This window comes from Natronoarchaeum rubrum, assembly GCF_024494695.1.
The window spans coordinates 192,281-215,284 of the sequence record NZ_JANHDP010000001.1 but is presented as its reverse complement, the minus strand read 5'-3'; the positions used below and the strand labels follow the sequence as shown (position 1 = coordinate 215,284).

Genomic DNA, 23,004 nt, shown 5'->3' with positions numbered 1-23,004 from the left:
TACGTCCCGGGGTACGTCCCGGAGGACGGCGAGCGATCCGCGGCGTCGATACCGACGCAGTGCGTTTCCGATATGTGAACGGCGGGCGGGGCTCACTCACTCTCGGTGCGGAACTCCCGATACACGCGATCCTCCATCACCTGACTGCGCCCGCCGTCGATCAGAATGCTCTCACCGGTGATGAACGTCGCGTCGTCGCTCGCGAGGAACGTAGCGAGCCCCGCGACGTCGGCCGGCGTTCCGAGTCGGCCGACGGGGTGGATCTCCTCGGTGTACTCGTACTCTTCTCCCAGTTCGTCGCGCGTGCGTTCGATTTCGACCCAGCCGGGGTTGATCGTGTTGACGGTGATCCCGCGCGGGCCGAGCTCCAGCGCCATCGCGCGGGTCATCCCGTTGATCCCCGCCTTGACGGCGTTGTAGGGAAACATTCCGGGCATCGTCAGAAACGCGTGGTTCGACGACGTGTTCAGCACGGTCCCGCCCGACGGCATGTGCTCGACGGCGTGTTTCGCGCAGAGCCAGAACGACCGGAAGTCGGTCTCGACGACGAACTCCCAGTCGTCGATCTCGGCGTCGGCCGCCGTCGTCTCCGTCTGGACGCCGGCGTTGTTCACCAGCACGTCCACGCGGCCGTACTCGTCGACGGTGTGCTCGACGAGCGCCTCGATCTCGGCCGGGTCGCGCATGTCCGCCCGCACGAACGTCGCCTCGCCACCCTCATCACGGATCGACTCGGCGACGGCCTCGCCGGCGTCCCGGGAACGGCCGGTGACAACGACGGAGGCGCCTTCGGCGGCGAAGCGACGGGCGACGCCCGCGCCGATGCCGCGCGTCGAGCCGGTGACGACGACGACGCGATCCTCGTGACGTGACGGTACGGCGTCTGCAGGTGGGGTTGTCGAAACCATCTCCGTCCGAACGCTCGCGTTCGACCGAGAAATAAGCTCGGAAAGCGCGTTACCACTCGGCGACGCTGCCGTCGTCGTGGCGCCAGACGGGGTTGTGCCAGTCGACGTCCTGCTCGGCCTGCTCGCGGACGTACTCCTCGTCGATCTCGACGCCGAGACCCGGCCCCTCCGGGATCTCGACGAACCCGTCCTCGTAGTCGAACACCGAGGGATCGGCGAGATAGTCGATCACGTCGGTCGTCTCGTTGTAGTGGATATCGAGGCTCTGCTCCTGAATCAGGGCGTTCGGCGAGCAGGCGTCGACCTGCACGCACGAGGCGAGCGCGACCGGCCCGAGCGGGCAGTGGGGCGCCATCGCCACGTCGTAGGCCTCGGCCATCGACGCGATCTTCTTGACCTCGGTGATCCCGCCGGCGTGCGAGAGGTCGGGCTGGATCAGATCGACGACCCCCTGCTCGAACAGCTCCTTGTAGTCCCAGCGGGAGAACATCCGCTCGCCCGTGGCGATCGGCGTCGTCGTGTGCTGGGCGATCTCCGGCAGCGCGTCGTTGTGCTCGGGCAACACCGGCTCTTCGAGGAAGAACGGCTCGTGGGGTTCCAGCGCCTGCGCGAGTCGCTTGGCCATCGGCTTCGTGACGCGCCCGTGGAAGTCGACGCCGATGTCGATCTCGTCGCCGACGGCCTCGCGCACCTCGCGGAGCCGATCCGCCGCCGCGCTCACCGTCGCCGGATCGTCGATCCGTTCGATCTCGGGCGTCGCGTTCATCTTCAGCGCGGTGAAGCCGGCATCGACCTGCTTCCGGGCTTGCTCGGCCACGTCGGAGGGCCGGTCACCGCCGATCCACTGGTACACGCGGATCCGGTCGCGCGCTGCCCCGCCCAGCAACTCGTGGACCGGCGCCCCCAGCTGTTTGCCCTTGATGTCCCACAGCGCCTGGTCGATCCCGGCGATCGCGCTCATCAGAATCGGACCGCCGCGGTAGAACCCGCCGCGGTACATCGTCTGCCAGTGGTCCTCGATCCGCGAGGGATCTTCCCCCAGCAGATAGTTATCCATCAGTTCCTCGACCGCCGTCAGAACCGTTCGAGAGCGCCCCTCGATCACCGGTTCTCCCCACCCGACGGTGCCATCTGCCGTTTCGACCCGTAGGAACAGCCACCGGGGCGGCACCTCGAACAGTTCGTAGTCGACGATTCGGTTTCGCTCGCCCTCCGCGTCATTCCGAGACATGGTGTGATCGTAGTAGCGGATTTGCGAAGCGACCATTTAATCATTGTGACCTCATCGCGACGACCACCGGAGCTTGTTCATGATATGTGAACACGGAGGCGAATAGAACCGGTCACGTCCATACACCGAAGCAATCGCACGACGCCACTCCGAGCCGACGAACACCACCGAAACGAACTGCACCGTCGGATTAAGCCTGGGACCGACGAACGTCGCGTTCGACGCCAGTCGCCCGAGGCGTGTGCGACAGGCCCACATACACCACATCCGTTCACGATATGTGAACATTAGGGGTGATCCGGGAAAATCCTCCCGTCGGAAAACGTCGTGACGTTGGCACTCCGCGCACGCACCGAAGTCGACGCCGCAGATCAGAGCGTCCGGCACGCCAGCGTCGAAATAACAGTCGTACTACTGTTATCCAGAGGAGGCGAGGAACCGATTCTGAATAACAAGCGTACGCTTGTTATACAATGTCCGATGCCGCCACGACGTGCGGACGGATCAAAGCGACGCGTTGATCGATAGAGGTGCGACGAAGCACAGAAGCATAAATTATTACTTTATTATTGAATATATTCATAATTAATCCGTCACTACGTCCCCATTCACAAGAGAAACCACTGTAAGAGGCGCTTAAGTTCCTGTATTGCGGGAAGCTCCAATCATGTCATTCGTCGTCTCCTATTACGGGTGCTGTTCCGCTATTCCCACATTTATAGCATCTAAACGCATAAAATACGGTTTTAGAGATTGTACCGACGAACGGTTCAAAAAGACAGGAAAAGAAGTATTTCTCGTAGCTACAAGATATATTACTTCTTTGAACCACTGACTGCCGACACTTCCGAGTCGACTACCGCCACGTCGAACGCGTCGAGCGTCGGTCCGCCGACGACGAACTGGGCGTCCGACGGGACGTCGAGCGTCACCCGGTCGCCGGTGAAGTTCGTCACCCAGGTGTAGCCGTCGCGTTCGGCGGCCCGAACGCCCTGAGGGAATCGCTGGGCGTACGCGACGCCGGCGGCGTCGAGGAGGTCCGTCGCGAGGGCGTCAGCGAGTTCGGCTTCCGGCCAGCACCCACAGTACGTGACTGTCCCGTCGCCCGCGGAGCGGCGTCCGATCGCCGGCGAGCCGTCCGCTTCGCCGCTCCGGTAGGTGCCGCTGCGCTCGGCGTCGTCGAGCGAGAGCCAACCGGCCCACGTCCGGAAGTCGTACTCGGCGCCGTCGTAGGCCACGCGCGTCTCGATCTGCTCGGGCACGCTCTCGTGACGTTCGACGCGCAGGCCGGCGAGATCGGCCAGCGGCCCGGGCGCCAGCGAGTCGTGGAGCTGATTGTACTGGTCTTTCTCGCCGGTACGGGCGCCGAGGAGGAGGTGGCCGCCGGCGTCGACGTACTCTTCGAGGTGTGCGGCGAGATCCTCGTCGGCGAGATACAGCGTCGGCGCGACCGCGGCGGCGTACTCGTCGAGCGACTCGGTCGGCGAGACGACGTCGACCTGGACGCCGCGAGCGCGCAGCGCGTCGTAGTACGCTCGGAGGTGGCTCCAGTAGTGCCAGTCGGGCGAGTGGGGCTGGTGGCCGGTCGCCCAGAGGCTCTCGTAGTCGTGTAGCAGTGCGACCGGCGCGTCGACCGGCGCCAGCTCGAACAGCTCCTCTGCGGCCGCCGTGGCGTCGTCGTAGCCTCGATCGGGCGAGCCGTCCTGACGCCGAAGCCCGGCGTGGTACTGCTCCTGGCCCTCCTGACAGCGGCGCCAGCGGAAGTACAGCACGGCGTCGGCGCCGTGAGCGACCGCGTGGTGGGCCCACAGGCGCATCGCGCCGTCGCCGGGCTGGGGCGCGTGGGGCGGCCAGTTGACGTCGCCGGGCTGCTGTTCGAGCACCCAGAACGGCTCGCGCTTGGCGCCGCGGTAGACGTCGTGGTTCAGGCCCACCTGGTCGGGGTCGCCGGCGCGGAGTTCGTCGGGCGTCGCTTCGCCCGGACGCCGATCCTGAGCGAACCCCGTCGGGTACGAGTCCCACCCGAGGAAGTCCAGATCGTCCGCGAGCCGGTGGGAGTCGAGCGGGAAGTCGCCCATGAAGTTGTGGGTGACGAACCAGTCGTCGTTGGCGTCCCGGAGCAGGTCGACGTGGAGCCGGTTGTACTCGGCGACGCTGTCGTTGCTGAAGCGATCGTACGCCAGCAGGCGCGAGGGGTGGTGTTCGGCGGGCGTCGGTCCCGGCGGCTCGACGGCCTCGAACGAGTCGTACTGCTGGCTCCAGAACGTCGTCCCCCAGGCCTCGTTGAGATCGTCGACCGAATCGAACCGATCGCGAAGCCAGTCGCTGAACGCCGCGCTGCAGTCCTCGCAGTAGCAGTTGACCGTGTCGTGACAGCCGAACTCGTTGTCGGTCTGCCAGCCGGCGACGTGCGGGTTGTCGGCGTAGCGCTCGGTCATCTCGCGGACGATCCGCTCGGTCTCCTCGCGGTAGGTCGGCGAGTTGAAGCAGGTGAACCGTCGGCTGCCCCCCTCGCGGCGCGTCCCGTCAGCGTCGCGCTGGCAGACGTCGGGATGCTCGTCGACGAGCCACTTCGGCGGCGTCGCCGTCGGCGTACACAGCACGGCCTCCATGCCGTGCTCGCCGATCAGGTCGATCGCCTCGTCGAGCCAGTCGAACGCGAACTCGCCGCGCTCCGGTTCGATACGACCCCAGGAGAACTCCGCCATGCGAACGTACTCGATGCCGGCCTCGGCCATCTGTCGGACGTCGGTCTCCCAGCGCTCGCTGGGCCAGTGTTCGGGGAAGTAGCAGACTCCGATTGCCATACCACCACCCCGGAAGGGGGCCACCATATTTCTTTCCGACCGCGGATTTTCACGATACGTGAACAGGTTTATCATCCGGGAGCGCTCTACTGGGGGCATGGATCACTTCGCGGTTCCGGCGCCCGACGATGTCGAGGGCCGGATCGCCAGCACCACCGTGACGAGCTTCCGGGTGATCGAAGCGCTCCAGCGACGGGACGGCGCCGGGGTGACCGAGCTCGCCGAGGAGCTCTCGCTCGGGAAGGGGACCGTCCACAAGCATCTCAACACGCTCCGGGAGATCGAGTACGTGGTCAAAGAGGACGGGAAGTACCGCCTGAGCCTCGGCTTCCTGGGACTCGGGGCGAGCGTCCGCGCGCGAATGGACCTGTACGAGACGGCCCGCGAACCCCTGGAGAAGCTGGCCGAAGCGACCGGCGAGGTCGCGAGCGTGATGATCCCCGAACACGGCTGGGGGATCTACCTCACGCGGGTCTCCGGGTCGAACGAGCCGCCGACGGAGCTGTACGAGGGAGAGCGCGTCCCGCTGACGGCGACCGCCGGCGGCAAGGCCATCCTCGCGTACGTCCCCGACGAGGACCGGGAGCGCATCTTCGAGGAGTACGGCTTCCCGAAGCTCACTGAGAACACGATCACGGACCGGGAGACGATGCGCGAGGAACTCAGGACGATCCACGACGATCGGATCGCCCACGACAGGGGCGAACTCGACCTCGAACAGCACTGCGTCGCCGCGCCGATCACGAACTCGGACAACGACGCCGTCGGCGCGGTGACGGTGTCGGGACCGGCCGACAGGATGCGCGAAAAGGCCGTCGAGTTGGACTTCCCGAGCATCATCGGCAGCACCACAAACTCCATCAGGAACCGGTTCGTCGAATGATCGCACGGCACTCGACCACATCGAAGCGACCACCTGAACGACCATGACGCACTCGCCAAACGAGACGACGGCAGGAACCGACGGCGCGCCGCCGAACGTGCTTGTGTTGATGACCGACCAGCAGCGGTGGGACACGCTGGGCGCCTACGGGAGCCCGATGGATCTCACGCCGACGCTCGACACCCTCGCGCGACGGGGGACGGTCGTCGAACGCGCGATCTCGCCCCAGCCGGTCTGTGCGCCGTTCCGCGCGGCGTTCCACACGGGACGGTTCGCGACCGAGGCCGGCGTCTGGCGGGAGTCGATGGCGCTCGACGAGGCCGAGCCGACGCTCGCGCATCACTTCTCGGAAGCGGGGTACGACGTCGGGTTCGTCGGGAACTGGCACGTCGGCGGTGCGTTCGACGAACCCGTCGCCCCCGAACGGCAGGGCGGGTACGTCGACTTCTGGCGCGCCGCCGACGTTCCCGAGTTCACCACGCAGCCGAACGAAGGGCACCTGTTCGACGGCGAGGGGAACGAAGTCACCTTCGACCAGTACAGAACCGACGCGTTCACCGACTTCGCGATCGACGCGCTCGACGAGCTGTCGGAGCCGTTCTTTCTCGTCGTGTCGTATCTCGAACCCCACCACCAGAACGACCGGTGGGAGTTCGTGGCGCCCGACGGCTACGCCGAGCGGTACGAGACCGATCCGTACGTCCCGCCGGACCTGCAGGACTTCCCCGGCGACTGGCAACGCGAGCTGCCGGACTACTACGGGATGGTCGAACGGCTGGACGAAGCCGTGGCGGAACTGCTGGACGCCCTCGACGAGCGGAGCGTCCGCGAGGAGACGGTCGTCGCGTACACGTCAGATCACGGCTGTCACTTCCGGACGCGCCCCGGGGAGTACAAGCGAACGCCCCACGAGTCCGCGGTCCGCGTTCCGGCGATCCTCGCAGGACCCGGGTTCGACGAGGGCCGCGACGTGAAGCGGGTGACCAGTACGATCGACCTGCCGCCCACGCTGCTCGACGCGGCGGGCGTCGACGCCCCCGACGAGATGCACGGCGAAAGCCTCCTGCCGGTCGTTCGCGGCGACGAACCGGACGACGACGGAACGGCGTTCATCCAGGTCAGCGAGTCGCAGGTCGGGCGGGCGCTGCGGACGGACCGCTGGAAGTACGCCGTCGCCGCGCCCAAGCGCACGGGCTGGCGGGGCGGCAACGGAAGCCCGGCGAGCGAAATCTACGTCGAGCGGAACCTGTACGACCTGCGGCGTGACCCCGCCGAGCGAGTGAACCTCGCCGGTCGGCCGAACTATCGGGAGGTCGCGGATCAGCTCAAAGAGACGCTTCTGGAGTACATCCGGGAAGTCGAGGGCGCGGAACCGACGATCAAGCCCCTCGAAAAAGGATACAAGGAGTACTGAGAGAACGACGATGATTCGACGACCGACGCCGACGCGTCGTCCCGGCCGGCCGAAACGCGGCGTCCGACGGCCGTCGACCGACGACCGCAGTCCGACCGCATCGTCTCCGCGAAGCGATGGCTTGGTGACGACCGTCACAGAAACGATTCACAATGACTGACACGACCGATCGGCCGTCGAGCAAGGTCGCCAGACTGATCGACGAGCACAATCTCGACGGGTTCGGCGACGAACTCGAAGCGCGCTGGACCGCCGAGGGAGACGATCGAATGAGCCTCCGCGATCTCGCGGACCACTTCAACAAACGACTACTGGAACGAACGCTGCGCGACGCCGAGGCGGACGCGTTCGACGCCGACGGAATCTACGACCGACTCGCGGGCGAGGAGGTCAGCAGCGGCGTCCGCACCGAGACGCGAACCCGGCTCGAACGCGACGGCGTCGACGTCGATCGGCTCGACCGACAGTTCGTCACCTACCAGGCGATCCGGAGCTATCTGCAGGAGTACCGCGACGCCGAGTACGAGGGCCAGTCCGATCGGGAGAAAATCGAGAAGGACCGACGGAGCATCCGCCGCCTGATGGCGCGCACGGAGTCAGTGACCCAGGAACGTATCGAGAACCTCCGGGACTCCGGACGCTTCGACCTCGATCAGTTCGAGGTGTTTCTCGACGCCCAGATTCTCTGCGAGAACTGCGGCACCCAGCACACGGTCGCGGAACTGTTCGAGCAGCAGGGCTGCGAGTGTCAGCGAGAGTAACGCGGACATATCATCGCTCCCTGACGCCAGATTGAGGCCGATACGGAGCAGACGATATCGTCGCGTGCAAGGCGTCATTAGAATGCGACGTGATATTCCCAGAGCCCGATCAGGTGATGACATCCTTTACTACGCTGCATACGAAAGTGACTCTATGGCCGAAGAAACGGAGAATGACGGCGAAGACGTATCCATATCGGTGGAGATCAACGGAAACTACGACGACGTGGTGACCAAACTTCGGTCGCCGGACGGCAGAAGCGGCGTCACCGAGTCGATCGCGGACGATCTGGACGTCCTGCTGGAGACGATCGTCGAGATGAACGGCGGGACGCGCAGCGCGATCGCCGAGCGGCTTCCGGCGGAGATGGCGGTCGAGTACGACGCGGAGGCCGTCGTCGAAGCTCTGCAGGTACTCGCGCGGTACGACCTCGTCGTGCTGGAGGACAACACCTGGAAGCCGGGCCCCGAACTCCCTGTGTGAGTGTCGCCCGGGACGACCACCGAACGCCGTCCCGTGCCCCGCCGAGTCCTTCGTTTTTGTGGGCCGTTCCCGTAGTCACTGCTATGTCGATCGACGAACTGGGGGAGTTCGGCCTGGAACGGATGGACGACGACGCGATCGGGGGGTTCCTGTCGAGCCGGGGCGTGGGCGTGCTCGCGCTGCCCGACGACGACGGCGCGTACCAGATCCCGATGTCGTACGATTACGACGACGAGTCGGCGCTCTACTTCACGTACCAGGTGGGCGAGGAGAGCCGCAAGCGCGAACTGAGCGACGCCGCCGGGAGCGCGGACTTCCTCGTCTACGAGGCCGACACGGCGTACAACTGGGAGTGCGTCCAGCTGTCGGGATCGATCGAGGCGGTGCCGGAATCCAGGCGCGACGCGGTCCGCGAGGAACTGGATGGAGCGTGGCGCCCCGCGGTGCTGGACGACCCCGACCTGTCGGCCGGGGTCGCGCTCTACGAGTTCCAGATCGAAGACCGATCGGGCGTCAGACACACCGGGCTCCCGCCCGGGTTCGAACCCGACGACACCGCCTGACAGCGGTTTGTCGACGACGGGGCGGACGGCAGGCGCCGAGACCGAGGGGCGATCACGCCGGGACGGAGAGCATCATCACCGTCGCCGTTCCGTCGATCGCGACCTCGCCGTCCGCTCCGTACAGCCGGGTAGTCAGCCTGTAGCGGTCCGCTCCCAGCGACTTCACGAACTCGCAGATCGCGGTGACCGTCTCGCCGACGTCGACCGGTTCCCGGAACGACAGATCCTGCGAGAGATATATCGTAAGCCCGGGGATCCGCGCCAGCGCGGCGCTGATCAGCCCGGCCGCCAGCAGGCCGTGGACGATCCGGCCGCCGAACCGCGTCCGGGCGGCGTAGCTTTCGTCGAGGTGGAGACGGTTCGTGTCGCCGCTCGCCTCCGCGAACGCCCGGACGTCCGCGTCGTCGATCTGCTTGGTGAACCTGACGCGGTCGCCGACGTCGATCTCGCCTCTGGTCTCGCGGTCCTCGTGTTCGAACTCCCAGCCCTCCTCCGCGTAGGAGACGCCGATCCGCGGGTCAGATTCGCCGCGCTCCTCGGGCCGTCCGGGGACCAGTTTCGGAACGTAGTAGGACACCTCGCCGGTCGTGACGACGCCGACGATCTCCTCGGCCTCGGTGACGACGAGTCGCTCGACGCCGTGGTGTGCCATCTCGCGTACCGCGTCCTCGATCGTCGCATCCGGTGCGATCGTCACCAGCGGCGAGGACATCATCTCGCTCGCCGACACCGCCGCGGCGTCGCGCCCGGACGCGAGAAGGTCGACCACGTCGGTCTGCGTGACGATCCCCCGAGGGTCGCCGTCGACGATCACCGCCCCGACGTCGCCCTCGCGGAGCGTCCGCGCGACGGTTCGCGCGCCCGCGGACCGTCCGAGGACGTCGACGTCGCTGATCATGATCTCTTCGACGGACAACGAGCCGAGCATACGCGTGCTTCGATCCCGCCGGGCAAGAAGCTATCCGGGACCGCCGACGCGCCACACCGGAGACACTAAACGTCCTCGCGGTCGTCCGCGGCGGCGCCGAGCCCCGCGATCGCTCTGGGCTCCGCACTCCGGACGAGGTAGACGTCGTAGGTCGGATCGTCGGAAACCTGCGCGCCGACGCTGGCGAGCGGCGTCACGATCCGGCCGACGTTCTCGCTGCCCACGAACAGGACCGTCGGATCGTGCGCCAGGGCGAGTTGCTCGACGCGATCCGCCAACTCCTCTGGGGGCGGATACTCCCGGATCCGCTCGGCCTCGAAGGCGACGTCGGGCGCCACGTCCGCGACCCGCTCGCGAAGCGTCTCGACGGCCGCATCGACGTCGAATGACTCCCCCTCGCCGATCCAGCCCTTCTCGCGCGCGAACCGTTTTCGCTCCGGGACGACGCTCACCGCGACGACTTCTTGCCCGAGCGCGTCGCCGTACTCGACGGCCCGAGCCAGGGCGGCCTCCGACAGCGTCGACCCGTCGAACGGGACTACGAACGTCATAGGTACGATGTGACTCCGAACCACAATCAACGGAGGGGGCGCGCCGTCGGTCGCCGTGACGCACCCGCGCAGCTCGCGACCGGGACAGCGGCGCCGCCGCGTTCGCACGTCACAGGCGCTCTCGAAGCGCCCAGACGTCCGCCTGGGGATCGAGGTTCGACGGCTCGGCGCCGCGCTCGGTCAGGATGCCGGCGTGGTACAGCATCGCCTTGAGCTGGAACACGGTCGGCGAGTGGTACGTCTCGCCGTCCGCGAGCGGCCCGACGCGCAGTTGGCCCTCGGGCCCCAGCGCGCGACGCCGGACGTCGTCGGTACCGCGAACGAACAGCTCGATCGTGAACGTCGGATGGAGCTCGTGGAGGTAGGTGACGAGCTCGACCAGCGTCGGCGCCGCGATGCCGTCGTCGTGCATGTGCTGGAGCTCCTCGACGAGCAGCTGCGTCGCCGGGTACGCGTAGACGACGCGGCGTGCGAGCTGCCCCCACCGCGGCGCCGCCTCGCAGAAACGCCGGCTCGATCGCTTCCAGCCCTCGAACGCGTCGAGCGCGGCGTCGACCGACCCGTACTCGCGGAGCGCGAACCGGACGACCTCCCCGCCCAGCTGCGTCAGTTCGGTCCGGGTCGGCGTCACGTCGACGAGATCGAGGAACTCGGCGCCCTGACGAGCGCCCTCGACTGCTCCGACGACCCGCCGCTCAACGATCGTTTCGGTATCCTCCGGATGGTACGCCGCAAGCGGGTACGCGAGGTAGTTTTTCGGATGATTCAACGAGAACGATCGGTCGGCGACGCCCTGCGCGCTCGCCTGGAACCGGATCGCGTCCGTCTCGGTCGTCGTCCGGTTGCCCACGACCCGCGGGCGTTCGATCGGCTCGACGGCGCCGTCGGCGTCGACGCCGAGGACGCCGACGTTCAGCTCCCGAGCGAGCGTTCGGGCGGACTGGGAGATCGACGCCGACGGCGCCGCGACGTAGGCGGCGTTGGCCTCGTGAAGCCGGTCGTAGGCCTGCACGACGCCGCGTTCGACGTCGACGCGACCGCTTTCGGTTCGGCCCTTGGCCTCGATCGCGACCAGCGGCGGATCGTCGCCGAGTCGGTCCGCGGCCAGCCACTCGTCGTCCAGCGTCCGGACGCCGACCAGATCCGGGTAGCCGGTGCCGACGCGGACGTGGTTGAACGGCGCGAGCGTCTCGCGGATCGCCGGGTCGATCGGCTCGTCGGCGAGCCAGCGCTCCCGGGCGAACTGCGTGTCGACGACGGCGTAGCCTCGGCGCCGTTCGTCGTCGGGAAACAGGCGACGCTTCGCGTGGGCCAGAACGTGGGGCTCGGTCATCGCCCCCGCCGCGGCTGCCATGCTACGGACGGCTCTCGGGGATCGTAATCAAACTACCGCGAACGGGGAGAGCGCCGACGCCGCAGCGACGGCGTCGGTCAGAACGGGAACAGCGAGTCGGCGTCGGGGTCGCGCTCCAGCAGCTCGATCTCGTGGCCGTCCTGGTCCTCCGTGAACGCGTACATGTCGTCGCAGCTCTCGGGATCGCGGTACTCGGCGGCCTCCCGAACCATGAGCTGGTCCCAGTCGTCGTGCAGGTCGTCGATCCGGACGCAGAGGTGGCCCCACGCGTCGCCCATGTCGTAGCTCCGGCCGTCGTAATTGTAGGTGAGCTCGACGGCCATCGCCTCGGGGGCGGCGTCTTCGGGCTTCATGAAGTAGTTCGCGAACGTGTCGGACTCCCAGCGGCCGGTGTGCTCGTACTCGAACTTCCGGGTCCAGAAGCCCAGCGCGTCGTCGGCGTCCTCGACGCGGATCATCGTGTGGTCGAGCGACCACAGCGCACCCTCGTCGGGGTCGCGCCGGACGATCTCGACCTCGTGGCCGTCTGGGTCCTTGACGAACGCGTAGCTGCCGCCGCAGGACTCGGGGTCGCGATAGTCCTCGACGCCCTCGTCCATCAGCTGCTGGTAGTACTCCTCGAGTTCGCCGTCGGGGACCCGCACCGCGATGTGGCCCCAGGCGTCGCCGAGTTCGAGGTCGCTCTCGCCCTCGTTGTGCGTGAGTTCGAGCATCGCGCCCTCCTCGTGCATCTCCTCGGGACCGAGGTAGACGATGGTGAAGTCGTCGCCCTCGTGACGGTCCTTCTCCTCGTAGTCGAGGTGTGTCTGGTACCACTCCAGCGATTCCTCCAGGTCCTCGACGCGCATCATGACGTGGTCCAGCGTTCCGTCCATACCAATTCCTACGTCGGTGCCGGGCAAAAACATGGTGAACCCGGACAGCTGGTCGCTCGAACGCCGGTGCCGTCTCCGAGGGCGAAGCACGGAAATCCGCGCGGAACCAGATACGGATATGACCGCAACGGACGAACCGGCGCTTCGGTCGCCGGCTGAGAGCGCGGTGCCCGCGTCGACCGCCACGCGCACGGCGACGTTCGGGATGGGTTGTTTCTGGGGCCCCGACGCCCGGTCCGGCGCGATGCCGGGCGTCGTCAGGACGCGCGTCGGCTACGCCGGCGGGACGACGCCCGATCCGACCTACCACGACCTGGGCGACCACACCGAAGTCGTTCAGATCGAGTACGATCCCGAGCAACTGGCGTACGACGATCTGCTCGATACGTTCTGGTCGAACCACGCCTGGGCGTCGGCGTCGCGCAAACGCCAGTACCGCGGCGTCGTCCTCGCTCACGGCGACGAGCAGTTCGAGACCGCGCAACGGCGTCGCGACGAGCAAAGCGAGTCGGGGCTCGTCGCAAGCAAAGCGCAGCGACGGCGTCGCGACGAGTTGGCCGACCGGTCCGGCGAGACAGTCGCGACCGATGTCGAGCGGCTCGACGAGTTCTACCTCGCGGAGGACTACCACCAGAAGTACGAGCTTCGCTCGACGCCGGTCGTCGGCGACGAACTCGCGGAGCTGTACGGCGACGCGTTCGTCGACTCGACCGTCACCGCGCGGCTCAACGGCTTCGTCGCCGGCCACGGCGACGACGAACTCCGCGCGTCGTACCTCGACGCGCTGGATCTTCCCGAGACGGTGATCGCGGAGCTACGGCGGCGGTTCTGACCGACGGCGTCCAGTTCTGCGTTCGACGCCGTCCGGACTACGCCACCGCGGACGCGCCTGACTCGAGGGCCGTCGAGACCTCACGCAGCAACCGCTCGATGGCCGCCCGCTCCAGTTCCCACTCGTCGGTTGCGCACTGGTAGGTCGCCAGGGCGTTCTGCATCGCGGCCAGTTCGTCGGCCTCGAAGCTCGCCGACCCGGCGTCGAGCCGCTCGAACGCGCGGTAGAGCGCGATCGGCGGGGCGTCCTCGCCGGGCGTCCCATCGTTACCTCGGGCCCGTTCGATCCGGTCGAGGAGGACGTGGTGGAGTACCCACTGGTCGGCCGCAGCGAGCGAGAGAGGCGTCGAATCGGTCGATCGAGACGTGGCGGACATGTCGAAACGTCTACCGAGAATGCAAGGACTCGAATGCAATAAGAATTGCTAACAAGTACCATTGTCCGGGCGAGTCGAGAAGCACTCGTCTTCGCTCCGATGTGGCGGCGCTACTCACGCGACGACGGGCGCGGCAGCACCTGCCCCCAGAGGTACTTGTCGAGTAATCCGACGTGGAGTGGTTCCTCGACGTCGATCTGGCAGGATAGGCGCGGGTACCCAAAGCGGACCGCAGCGGCGTCGTGCCAGTGGGTCGGCTCCGGCGCCGGGTCGACCTCGACCGTGCAGGTCGAGCAGAGTCCCCGCCCGCCGCAGTTCGCGTACCGGGAGACGCTCCCGTAGACCGGGAAGTCGCGTTCGAGGAGCGCGTCTCTGAGAGTCGTGCCCCGGTCGACCTCGATCGTCGTTTCGGTCCCGTCCGGTTCGACGACCGTCACGGGGAGCCGCTCGTCCATGAGCGTCCCTACGGACCGAACCCTGATCAGCGCGGGGGAGGCACAAAGACCATACTCTCAGGGTTGCTACCGTTCCCCATGGGCCAGCGAAACTCAGGCAAAGCCGTCGAGTGTCGGTGTACGCGCTGCAAGTTCAACAGCAACGGTTCCTGTGGCTATCAGGGGCGGATCCTGATCAACGCGAACGGGGAGTGCGAGATGATGGAGGAGGGCTTTGGCGGCGACCGCGGACCGTACGGCGAGTCAACCGAGTAGCAACCCGTCGAGACGATTGGCTTGCTTTCCAAAGGATTCCCGGAGGCACGGACGCCATCGAAGCGGCCGACGTGACGCTGATGCGCGACGCTCCGCTCGACGTGGTGAAAGCCATCCGCATCTCCGATGCGACGCTCCAGAAGATCAAGCAAAATCTGGTGGGCGCTCGGCTACGACGCGGCGATGATCCCGCTCCCGTCGCTCGGCCTCCTCCAGCCGGTGCTGGCGGCGGGCGCGATGGCGTTCTCGTCGGTGTCGGTGCTGACCAGCAGCCTGCTGTTCCGGCGGTACACGCCCGACCGCGAGTACGAACTGCTCGGGCGGGTGCGGTAGCAAGCGGTCGCTGCCGCCGACAAAGAATCGCTTTGTATCGGGAGTGGCGCCGCTTGATCCCCCGATTCAGTCGAGCAATCCGGGGTAGTCGGCGATGATTCCATCGACCCCTGCGTCGACGAGCTGCTCCGCCTGATACCAGGTCCCGACTGTCCACGTGTTTACTGCCCGTCCCTCGTCGTGAGCGCGCTCTATCAGATCGATATCGGCGAACCCGGGGTCGTCGATGTAGTAGGCATCGTTGAAGAACGGCGACCCGGCGACCATGTTGTACGGCGGGTGAAGCGCTTCGCAATCGTACTCGTCGGTAATCTCGAGTCCGACGTCGATCGAGTCCCAGAACAGGAACGCGATCGGAATGCCGGCGTCGTACTCGCGCGTCGTCGCGAGCGCAGCCTGCATGAACGACGATACGAGAACGTGATTCTCGAACTCGGAGGCGATGTCGAGCACGCGTCGGGTAAACGGCCGCCAGACATCTTTCCGAGCCTCGAGTTCGTCACCCTCCACCTTCTCGGCGAATCGAACGTCGGTATCGCCGGGATTCTTCAGTTCGATGTTGACAGCTACGCTCGGTGGGATCGCCGACAGAACCTCTCGCAGCGTCGGCACCGTCTCGCCGCTCTCGAGAACCTCGGCGTTTCGCACCTCCGAACAGGGTGTCTCCCACACGAGCGTGTTCTCGTGGTCAGTGAGGCCGCGCTCTCCGCCGTCGCGCGAAGCGAGACGGTCGTCGTGGAAGACCACGACCTCGAAGTCATCGCCCTCGTGGGGACGCCCGCCGCAGGGCACCACGTCGATCTCGATCATGTCGGCGCTGCGCTTTGCCGCGCCGTCGCCTTTTCCCCCTCTCGAGGCGCTTTCCACGGCGGCGACCGTGTTTTCTGGATACACGCCCGCGAACCCACGGTGTGCGATCAGCGACGTCGACTCGTTGCCCGACGACGTACCGTCGCCGTGACCCTCCGCACTGGCAGTCCCTCCGACGTACGATCCAAGTACCGCTGCACTCGTCCCTTTCAGCACGGCCCGCCGATCGATGGTTGGAATCCCCAACATTGCGTGAGATAGTGACCGCAGCCCGCATAATAAAATATTTTATAAATTTATTTTAATATATGTATCATTACCTGTAGCTACCCGCTACGGACGAAGGCCGCAGCGGGCCGTACAGCCCGCGACGGGCGTGGTCGCTGGCTAGCGTTCGAGCGTATCGATCGGTCTGGTGAGCCAGTCTTTTCCGGAGTCCTCGAGCAAGTCGAAGAAGTCGTCGTGAAGTTTACCGTTCGAGGCAACGACGCTCCCCGCAAGTATGCTGTCGAGGTCGGTGTTTCCGTCAAAGTCGGTCACCGTCCCGCCCGCCTCTCGGACGAGCAGCGCCTCGGGTGCAACGTCGACCGGCTTGAGATCCTTCACTGAGACGGTGTCGAACACGCCCTCAGCGACGAACGCCAAGTCGGGCGCGGCGGCCCCAAGCAGTCGCGTCCCCTGTGTGTACGAAAAGAGATACCGCCACAGACCCATGTAATCGAAGTCGTTGGCAGTCTCCTTGAGGTAGAACCCGACCCCGTGGAACGAGTCCTCGACGGCTTCGGTGTCCGTGACAGACAGCTCCGTCGGCGCCGAGTCCTCGGCGACGAGATCGTAGCCGTCGCTCCGGAACTTGTAGGCACCTTCGTCTCGCACCGCGACGTACACCTCGTCCCGGAGCGAGTAGTACATCACGCCAGCGTACAATTCGCCATCTTTCGTGACGGCGATGTTGACGCCGAAGTGGGGGATTCCCTTGGAGAAGTTCGTCGTTCCGTCGAGCGGGTCGATGATCCAGACGTACCCTCCCTCGAGCTGACCGCCCTGCTCCTCGCCGTACAGCGCGTGATTCTCGTCCTCGAAGTCGTCGCCGAGTTCTTCCTTGATCGTCTCACGGATCAGGGTCTCCGCCTCCGTATCGACCTCCGTAAGGAGGTTTTGAGAGTCCTTCTCCTCGGCTTCTCCGATCTCGCCGAAGTAATTCTGATGCAACTGGGCAGCCTTTGCGGTGGCCAAGACAGCGATCCTGAGGTAGCGATCCTCGATCGGCATCTGTCCCTGAAGGTCTTCGATTTCGACACCTTCGCCATCGCCTTCTTGGGCAAGTGCGCTGAGAACACCGTTGGAGCCCATGATTCCTGCCGCCCCTGCAGCAGTCCCAGTCACACCCGCCAACTTTAGAAACCGTCGACGAGCTTCGCTCTCGGTACCGCCCGCGCCTCCGCAACCGCCATTGCCATCGGACATGGTCCACGTCGAACAGCAACGATCAAACACATAAATTTAACATAGTTAAATTTCAGCCATACATACCAGGTTTGCCAAATTTCTTGCGCGAATAACATCAAGTGTGTTGCAAAACGTTCTTCTCACAAAGACGACCAGTCAACAGGCGAAAATCAGACACCTTCTCGGGAGGCGATATACAGTCCTCGATGACCGAGGGAGCACTGTGTGAGGGGAACTGCGATACCACGGAAGAATGGAAGTGCTCCGTCAGGGATTCGAACCCTGGTCCTTGCCGTGAGAGGGCAAGATGATTGGCCGGACTACACCAACGGAGCTTACCTGTACCCTGTGAGGTACGCATCCAATCGTAGCGACGAGATACGTTTAACAGTTGCGTTTCGGACCGTCATTGTGTCCGGGTATCGCATACCAGAAGCCGACGACGGACGGGAACGCGGGACGTTGCGAGCGCGGATTCGGACTCGGAAAATCGGTTTCGGGGTTTATGACGGAGCGGATACCAGTATCGGCCATGGCACGACAGCCTGACGCGCTTCGAGAGTACGTTCCCGGGTCAACTCGGGAGTTCCTCGCCGCGCCGCTCCGGGGACAGACGTACAGGAATCTGCTCTATCTCGCGCTCGCGTTCCCCCTGGGAATGGCGTACTTCCTCGGGCTGGTGATCGGCGGGTCGTTCGGGCTCGCGCTGTTGATCACGTGGATCGGGCTGCCGATACTGCTCGGGACGCTCGCCGCGACGACGACGGTCGCGAGCTTCGAAGCGAGCTTGGCGAGTCGATTGGTGGGGACGGACGCCGCCGTACCATCGTCCGTTAGCGGATTTTCGGCGAGGGACCGCATCGCGTTCCCCGGAGACGGGTTCGTGACCTCGGTCGCCGAGCTACTGACCTCGCCGGTGATCTGGACGAGCGTCGCACTGGTGCTCTCGAAGTTCGTGTTCGGTATCGTTTCGTTCTCGCTGCTCGTCACGGCCGTCTCACTCTCGGTCGCCCTGCTGGGCGCGCCGCTGCTCTACGACGCCTCGTCGGTGACGGTCGGTCTGGTGGGGCCGTCCGCGGCAGGAGAGTACAGCACCGGTCCGCTGGTCGTCGACACGCTTCCGGAGGCGCTCGTCGTCGCTGCGTTCGGCGTCGTCGTCACGCTCGTCGCGCTGAACGCGCTGAACGCGGTCGCGAAACTACAGGCCGCGTACACGATGTCGATCCTGCGCGTCGGCGCCGGACGGGCCGACGACGGACGCTCCGACGCGTCGGCGCGAACGTAGGGTAACCTTTTGCCGATTGCCACTCATCGTCCGGTATGCAAACGCGACCGCTCGGGAAGACGGGGCACGACAGCACCGTGGCGACGTTCGGCGCCATCGCGCTCAACTGGCTCGAACAGGAGGGCGCGAACCAGATGGTCGAGTTCGTGCTGGATCGCGGCGTCAATCACTTCGACGTCGCGCCGGAGTACGGCGACGCCGAACTCAAACTCGGGCCGAAGCTCCGCCAGCACCGCGAGGAGATTTTCCTCGGCTGCAAGACCCAGAAGCGCGATTACGAGGGCGCGGCGCGCAAACTCGACCAGTCGCTGAACCGCCTGGGCACCGACCACGTCGAACTGTACCAGATCCACGGGCTGGAGTACGAGTCCGAACTCGACGAGATCACGGGCAAGGGCGGCGCTCTCGAAGCGATTCGCGACGCCCAGTCGGACGGGAAGGTCGACCATCTGGGACTGACCAGTCACGGCGACCCGCAGCTGATTCTGGAGGCGATCGAGCGCATCGACGACCTCGACTCGCTGATGTTCCCGATGAATCCGGTCGTCGCCGGCAAGGACGGCGACGAGTACGACTACGAGGCGGTACTGGACCGCGCGGAGGAGGAAGGCATCGGAACGCTCGGCATCAAGGCGTTCGCCGGCGGGTCGTGGCCGCCGACCGACGAACTGCCCGAGGAAGATCGGCCGTACGCGAACTGGTACCAGCCGGTCGACGACCCCGAGGAGATCCGCGAGCGCTTCGACTTCGCCGCCGCGCAGGGGTTGACGAGCGTCATCACGCCGGGCGACCCGAAGCTCGTCGCGATGGTGCTCGACGCCGCCGGGCGGTTCGACGGGATGGACGAAGCCGCCCAGCGGTCGCTCGTCGAGCAGGTGCGCCACGACGATAGCCCGGTTCCCGAACAGCTCCACCACTGAGTCGCGAGGACTCAGAGAGATTTCGTGGACGTCCCGAGCACGGTCGCGACGGCCCTGGAAGATCGACCGGTCGCCGGAACGACCTGTCTGGAAGCAGGCGCCGGCGTCGGTAACGCGACCGCGGGGCTGCTCGCGGCGGGCGCCGGGCGGGTCTACGCGGTCACGAACGACGCGGACCACGCGGGGACGGTTCGCGAGCGCGTGACGGGAGCCAACCCCGATCGGAGCGTCGCGCTGGAAGCCGACGTCCGGGCGCTACCGCTGGCGGACGATGCCGTCGAGATCGTCACGGCCCACGCGCTGTTCAACGTCGTCCCGCCCGCCGATCTCGACGCCGTCGCGTCCGAGTTGACCCGCGTCGCGGCGCCGGGCTGTCACCTCGTCGTCGACGACTACGAGCCGCTGCCGGCCGACGCCGACGTCCGGTCGCTGTTCGCCCTCGAAAACGCTGCCTCGCAGCTCGCCGACGGACGCCCGGCGCTCTCGTTCTACCCCACGGCGGTGCTCCGACGCTTCTTCGAGGGGTACGGCTGGGAGTTCGACCGCGAGCGAACGCTGCTCGCTCCGGTTCCGTGGACGGAGAGTCACGTCGACGCGCACGCCGAGAGGGTGCAGTCTCGGGCCGCGACCCTCCCCGAAAAACAGCGTGAGCGGTTCGTCCGCGAGGCCGACCGACTCGCCGACGCGATCGGCGAGGAGCGGGCGGGAGAGATGTACAGCGTCGCGATGCGACTGCCCGACTGATCGAGCACCGGTAGCGTCGCCCAATCGCCTGCCGACCCCGAGTGCGGTGGACGCCGCGGCGCGTCGTCAGACCGCGTTCGGAATCGCTATCGGTCCGCGATGACCGCGCCGGCGTAGCCGCCGATCGCGCTCAGGACCACCGTGATCACCGCCGAGGCCACCAGCATGGCGACGATCAGCAGTCCGATCTCGACTGCGTTCACCGCGAACGCCCCGCCCGCGAGGAAGACCAGCAGGAGCGCGTACGGCGCCGCGAGCGCAAGTCCGGCGAGGGCGCCGACCCGGAGGCCGTTACCGCTCCGCTGGACGTAGCCGGCGACGCCGCCGCCGACCACCGGCGAGAACGGGACGAAGGAAGCGACCGCCGAGACGACCGCGCCGACGACGGCGAGGACGTACCGGTCGTCGATCACCAGACCGGTTCCCTCGCGGCGTCCTCGAAGTCGGCGGGAGTACACGAGGAAGCCGATTCCGACGACGACGAGCGCGGCGCCCGTCACCGCGAGGCCGATCCCGCCCCAGACCATGAAGCTGTGGATCGCGTCGACCAGTTCCGCCTCGGTCATGATCGTCGAGGTGACCTCCAGGTCGGCGACGATTTCCTCGGCCGTCGCGGTGTCGCCGGTCCCGTAGACGGCGATGCCGGCCGCCGCCATTCCCAGGCCGGCGGCGGCGATCAGCAGCGAGACGATCGCATCGAAAACCGCGTTCAGCGTTCCCGATCCCTCGACGCGCGGCGAGTCGCGACTGTCGGTCGATGTCGTGGGTTCCATACGCCTACGTTAGCCGCCCACCATCATAAAACGGCGATCGCAGTTTCAGGGCCTGAAGCCGCAGCTACCTGCGACAGATCCACGGTCGGAGTGCGGGAAGTCGCACGAACGGCGACAACAGTCCAGCAACCAGGCGTCAACAACGGGCCCCAGAGCAACAATAATTATTTTTAGTTATATTACTCGACGCTCTAGCATGTCCGATCACTTCGGCATCCTCGCGCTGGCGCCGCCGATCCTGGCGATCGTCCTCGCGATGACGACCCGGCAGGTGCTGGTGTCGCTGTTCGCGGGGGTCTGGATGGGCGCACTGCTCGTCGCCGACTGGAATCCCATCGCCGCCACGGCGCTGACGATGGACTGGCTGGTCGCGGTCGTCCGGTCGCCGTTCGACACCAAGTTCATCATCCTGATCCTGTTCATGGGCGCCGGGGCCGCGTTCATCTATCGCTCGGGCGGGATTCTGGCGCTGGAACGCTGGATCGGCGACCGGGTCGACACCGCTCGCGAGTCCCAGATTCTCACGTGGCTGATCGGCGTGTTCATCTTCTTCGATTCCTACACGAGCACCGTCGTCACGGGTAACGCCACTCGGGAGCTCGCCCAGGAGAACCGCTCGTCCCGCGAGATGCACGCCTACGTGCTGGACTCGACGACCTCGCCGGTGACGACGTTCGGCCCGGTGTCGAACTGGATCGGATTTCAGGTGTCGATGATCATCGCCGGGTTCGAGGCGGCGACGTTCACGACCGAGGAGCTCGGCGTGACGGCGTTCGGGCTGTTCCTGCAGTCGATCCCGTGGAACCTCTACTGCTTCATGGCCTTCTTCATGGTCGGGTTCATCGCGATCACCCAGCGCTTCTTCGGCCCGATGCTGAACGCCGAGTGGCGAGCGCGCTCGACCGGGGAGACGATCCGGGAAGACGCCACGCCGCTGTCGGACGTCTCGGCCGACGTGGGCGAGCCCAGCGAGAAGAACCCGACGCTGGTGAACTTCTTCGTGCCGATCATCGTGTTGCTCGTGGTCGGGCTCGTCTCGATGTGGTATCTCGGCGGCGGCCACCAGCCCGGCGTCGACATCGCCGAAGCGTTCCAGGAGACCGACGTCGCGCTCGGGCTGCTGTACGGCGCGTTCGCGTTCATGGTCACGGGGTTCGTCGGCTCGCTGGCCTACCGGACGATGGACCTGGAGGAGGCCAGCGAGACGATCATCGACGGGTTCAACACGATGATGATCGCGCTGGCGATCATCGTGCTCGCGTGGGGGATCGGCTACGCGGCCGAGCAGGTCGGCACCGCCCAGTACATCGTCGACCTGCTGGTCGGCAGCGGCGTCCCCGGCGGGTTCCTCCCCCTGCTCATCTTCATCGCCGCGATGTTCGTCGCCTTTACCACCGGCACGTCGTGGGGAACGATGGCGATCCTGACGCCGCTGGCGATCCCGCTGGGCTACGAACTCGTCGGACCCTCCGTGCTCCCGGTGCTGGTGGGCGTGCTGTTCGGCGGCGCCATCTGGGGCGACCACAGCTCCCCGATCAGCGACACCACGGTGATGTCCTCGATCTTCGCCGGGTCGGACCACATCGACCACGTGAACACGCAGGTGCCGTTCGCGGCGACCGCCGCGGGCGCCACCATCATCGTCCTGATCTTGTACGGCTTCGGCCTCCGGAGCCCGCTGGTCGCGCTGCCGCTCGCGTTCGTCCTCACCGCTGCGGCGACGCTGGCGCTCAACAAGCTCGACGCGCGGCGCAAGGGGCTTCCGGAGGTGATGCCGACCGCCGAAGCCATCGAGAACGGCGAGGTCGACGTCGAGCGCGTCGAGAAGGGGACGGTCGACGGGAACAACGGAAGCTACGATCTCTTCGAGACGGTCCCGGTGGTCGCGATCGGCGTCGTGGTCGCGTACGTCTCTCTGGTGTTCGTGTTCGCGACGCTCGGGGGGTGAGTCCGGGACGGCGCCGGAGCTCGGCCCCAGATCGTCCCCGACGTGCGACCGCGGTATCGTTCCTA

General features: G+C 66.2%; 23 protein-coding genes, 1 tRNA gene and 1 pseudogene. 12 read left to right on the top strand and 13 right to left on the bottom strand.

Annotated features, from left to right (window positions below; all coding sequences use genetic code 11):
• Positions 1 to 92: 92 nt before the first annotated feature.
• From NO931_RS01210 to NO931_RS01200, 3 genes are all read right to left on the bottom strand, one after another.
• Complete coding sequence (locus NO931_RS01210) at positions 93 to 908, bottom strand: SDR family NAD(P)-dependent oxidoreductase (RefSeq protein ID WP_256390797.1); 816 nt, start codon at positions 906 to 908, stop codon at positions 93 to 95.
• A gap of 49 nt (positions 909 to 957) precedes the next feature.
• Positions 958 to 2,139 (bottom strand): galactonate dehydratase, encoded by a 1,182-nt coding sequence (gene dgoD, locus NO931_RS01205; RefSeq protein ID WP_256390796.1) that lies wholly within the window; start codon positions 2,137 to 2,139, stop codon positions 958 to 960.
• 815 nt (positions 2,140 to 2,954) lie between these two features.
• Entirely contained in the window at positions 2,955 to 4,946 is a 1,992-nt protein-coding gene (locus tag NO931_RS01200; protein ID WP_256390795.1) for a beta-galactosidase, read from the bottom strand.
• A 97-nt stretch (positions 4,947 to 5,043) separates the two neighbouring features.
• On the opposite strand from NO931_RS01200, the gene NO931_RS01195 reads away from it, so the two are divergent.
• The 5 genes from NO931_RS01195 to NO931_RS01175 all read left to right on the top strand — a co-directional run bounded on the left by NO931_RS01195 (position 5,044) and on the right by NO931_RS01175 (position 9,051).
• Positions 5,044 to 5,829: an IclR family transcriptional regulator gene (locus NO931_RS01195; protein ID WP_256390794.1), complete on the top strand. Its 786-nt coding sequence runs from the start codon at positions 5,044 to 5,046 to the stop codon at positions 5,827 to 5,829.
• A 43-nt stretch (positions 5,830 to 5,872) separates the two neighbouring features.
• Complete coding sequence (locus tag NO931_RS01190) at positions 5,873 to 7,243, top strand: sulfatase family protein (protein WP_256390793.1); 1,371 nt, start codon at positions 5,873 to 5,875, stop codon at positions 7,241 to 7,243.
• Between the two features lie 152 nt (positions 7,244 to 7,395).
• On the top strand, positions 7,396 to 8,004 hold the full coding sequence (rdfA, locus tag NO931_RS01185) for a rod-determining factor RdfA (protein ID WP_256390792.1): 609 nt from the start codon (positions 7,396 to 7,398) through the stop codon (positions 8,002 to 8,004).
• A gap of 154 nt (positions 8,005 to 8,158) precedes the next feature.
• Complete coding sequence (locus NO931_RS01180; RefSeq protein WP_256390791.1) at positions 8,159 to 8,488, top strand: hypothetical protein; 330 nt, start codon at positions 8,159 to 8,161, stop codon at positions 8,486 to 8,488.
• A gap of 83 nt (positions 8,489 to 8,571) precedes the next feature.
• The gene (locus NO931_RS01175) at positions 8,572 to 9,051 is read left to right on the top strand and encodes a pyridoxamine 5'-phosphate oxidase family protein (RefSeq protein ID WP_256390790.1); all 480 of its coding nucleotides are present in this window, start codon (positions 8,572 to 8,574) and stop codon (positions 9,049 to 9,051) included.
• 52 nt (positions 9,052 to 9,103) lie between these two features.
• Here the strand turns inward: NO931_RS01175 and NO931_RS01170 are convergent, their stop codons facing one another.
• From NO931_RS01170 to NO931_RS01155, 4 genes are all read right to left on the bottom strand, one after another.
• Entirely contained in the window at positions 9,104 to 9,979 is an 876-nt protein-coding gene (locus NO931_RS01170; protein WP_256390789.1) for a CBS domain-containing protein, read from the bottom strand.
• A gap of 65 nt (positions 9,980 to 10,044) precedes the next feature.
• Entirely contained in the window at positions 10,045 to 10,530 is a 486-nt protein-coding gene (locus tag NO931_RS01165; RefSeq protein ID WP_256390788.1) for a universal stress protein, read from the bottom strand.
• 109 nt (positions 10,531 to 10,639) lie between these two features.
• Positions 10,640 to 11,884 carry a hypothetical protein gene (locus NO931_RS01160; protein WP_256390787.1) on the bottom strand — a complete coding sequence of 415 codons (1,245 nt, stop codon included), beginning with the start codon at positions 11,882 to 11,884 and terminating at the stop codon, positions 10,640 to 10,642.
• Between the two features lie 77 nt (positions 11,885 to 11,961).
• Positions 11,962 to 12,759, bottom strand: a complete 798-nt coding sequence (locus NO931_RS01155; protein WP_256390786.1) for a VOC family protein — start codon at positions 12,757 to 12,759, stop codon at positions 11,962 to 11,964.
• Between the two features lie 118 nt (positions 12,760 to 12,877).
• On the opposite strand from NO931_RS01155, the gene NO931_RS01150 reads away from it, so the two are divergent.
• Complete coding sequence (locus NO931_RS01150; RefSeq protein WP_256390785.1) at positions 12,878 to 13,591, top strand: peptide-methionine (S)-S-oxide reductase MsrA; 714 nt, start codon at positions 12,878 to 12,880, stop codon at positions 13,589 to 13,591.
• Positions 13,592 to 13,628: 37 nt separating this feature from the next.
• On the opposite strand, the gene NO931_RS01145 is transcribed toward NO931_RS01150, so the two are convergent.
• Both NO931_RS01145 and NO931_RS01140 read right to left on the bottom strand, forming a co-directional pair.
• Positions 13,629 to 13,967 carry a DUF7853 family protein gene (locus NO931_RS01145; protein WP_256390784.1) on the bottom strand — a complete coding sequence of 113 codons (339 nt, stop codon included), beginning with the start codon at positions 13,965 to 13,967 and terminating at the stop codon, positions 13,629 to 13,631.
• Between the two features lie 110 nt (positions 13,968 to 14,077).
• On the bottom strand, positions 14,078 to 14,422 hold the full coding sequence (locus tag NO931_RS01140) for a 2Fe-2S iron-sulfur cluster-binding protein (protein ID WP_256390783.1): 345 nt from the start codon (positions 14,420 to 14,422) through the stop codon (positions 14,078 to 14,080).
• Between the two features lie 78 nt (positions 14,423 to 14,500).
• Here NO931_RS01140 and NO931_RS01135 point away from each other — a divergent pair, with 78 nt between their 5' ends.
• A complete protein-coding gene (locus NO931_RS01135) occupies positions 14,501 to 14,677 on the top strand; it encodes a hypothetical protein (protein ID WP_256390782.1) in 177 nt (58 codons plus the stop codon).
• A 35-nt stretch (positions 14,678 to 14,712) separates the two neighbouring features.
• Positions 14,713 to 15,010: pseudogene (locus NO931_RS01130) on the top strand (heavy metal translocating P-type ATPase); the annotation flags it as partial.
• Positions 15,011 to 15,076: 66 nt separating this feature from the next.
• Here the strand turns inward: NO931_RS01130 and NO931_RS01125 are convergent.
• The 3 genes from NO931_RS01125 to NO931_RS01115 all read right to left on the bottom strand — a co-directional run bounded on the left by NO931_RS01125 (position 15,077) and on the right by NO931_RS01115 (position 17,604).
• Complete coding sequence (locus tag NO931_RS01125) at positions 15,077 to 16,069, bottom strand: glycerophosphodiester phosphodiesterase (protein ID WP_256390781.1); 993 nt, start codon at positions 16,067 to 16,069, stop codon at positions 15,077 to 15,079.
• Between the two features lie 138 nt (positions 16,070 to 16,207).
• Complete coding sequence (locus NO931_RS01120; RefSeq protein ID WP_256390780.1) at positions 16,208 to 17,287, bottom strand: inositol monophosphatase family protein; 1,080 nt, start codon at positions 17,285 to 17,287, stop codon at positions 16,208 to 16,210.
• 242 nt (positions 17,288 to 17,529) lie between these two features.
• A tRNA-Glu gene (locus NO931_RS01115) sits at positions 17,530 to 17,604 on the bottom strand.
• Between the two features lie 197 nt (positions 17,605 to 17,801).
• On the opposite strand from NO931_RS01115, the gene NO931_RS01110 reads away from it, so the two are divergent.
• From NO931_RS01110 to NO931_RS01100, 3 genes are read left to right on the top strand one after another with little or no spacing between them, the layout of a single operon-like run.
• Positions 17,802 to 18,554, top strand: a complete 753-nt coding sequence (locus NO931_RS01110; RefSeq protein ID WP_256390779.1) for a sensor domain-containing protein — start codon at positions 17,802 to 17,804, stop codon at positions 18,552 to 18,554.
• Positions 18,555 to 18,589: 35 nt separating this feature from the next.
• Positions 18,590 to 19,474, top strand: a complete 885-nt coding sequence (locus NO931_RS01105; RefSeq protein ID WP_256390778.1) for an aldo/keto reductase — start codon at positions 18,590 to 18,592, stop codon at positions 19,472 to 19,474.
• Positions 19,475 to 19,498: 24 nt separating this feature from the next.
• Positions 19,499 to 20,218, top strand: coding sequence for a class I SAM-dependent methyltransferase (locus NO931_RS01100; protein ID WP_256390777.1), 720 nt, complete (start codon positions 19,499 to 19,501; stop codon positions 20,216 to 20,218).
• An 86-nt stretch (positions 20,219 to 20,304) separates the two neighbouring features.
• Here NO931_RS01100 and NO931_RS01095 read toward each other — a convergent pair whose 3' ends face one another.
• The gene (locus tag NO931_RS01095) at positions 20,305 to 20,991 is read right to left on the bottom strand and encodes a DUF5518 domain-containing protein (protein ID WP_256390776.1); all 687 of its coding nucleotides are present in this window, start codon (positions 20,989 to 20,991) and stop codon (positions 20,305 to 20,307) included.
• A gap of 256 nt (positions 20,992 to 21,247) precedes the next feature.
• Here NO931_RS01095 and NO931_RS01090 point away from each other — a divergent pair, with 256 nt between their 5' ends.
• On the top strand, positions 21,248 to 22,939 hold the full coding sequence (locus tag NO931_RS01090) for a Na+/H+ antiporter NhaC family protein (protein WP_375142026.1): 1,692 nt from the start codon (positions 21,248 to 21,250) through the stop codon (positions 22,937 to 22,939).
• Positions 22,940 to 23,004 lie beyond the last annotated feature (65 nt).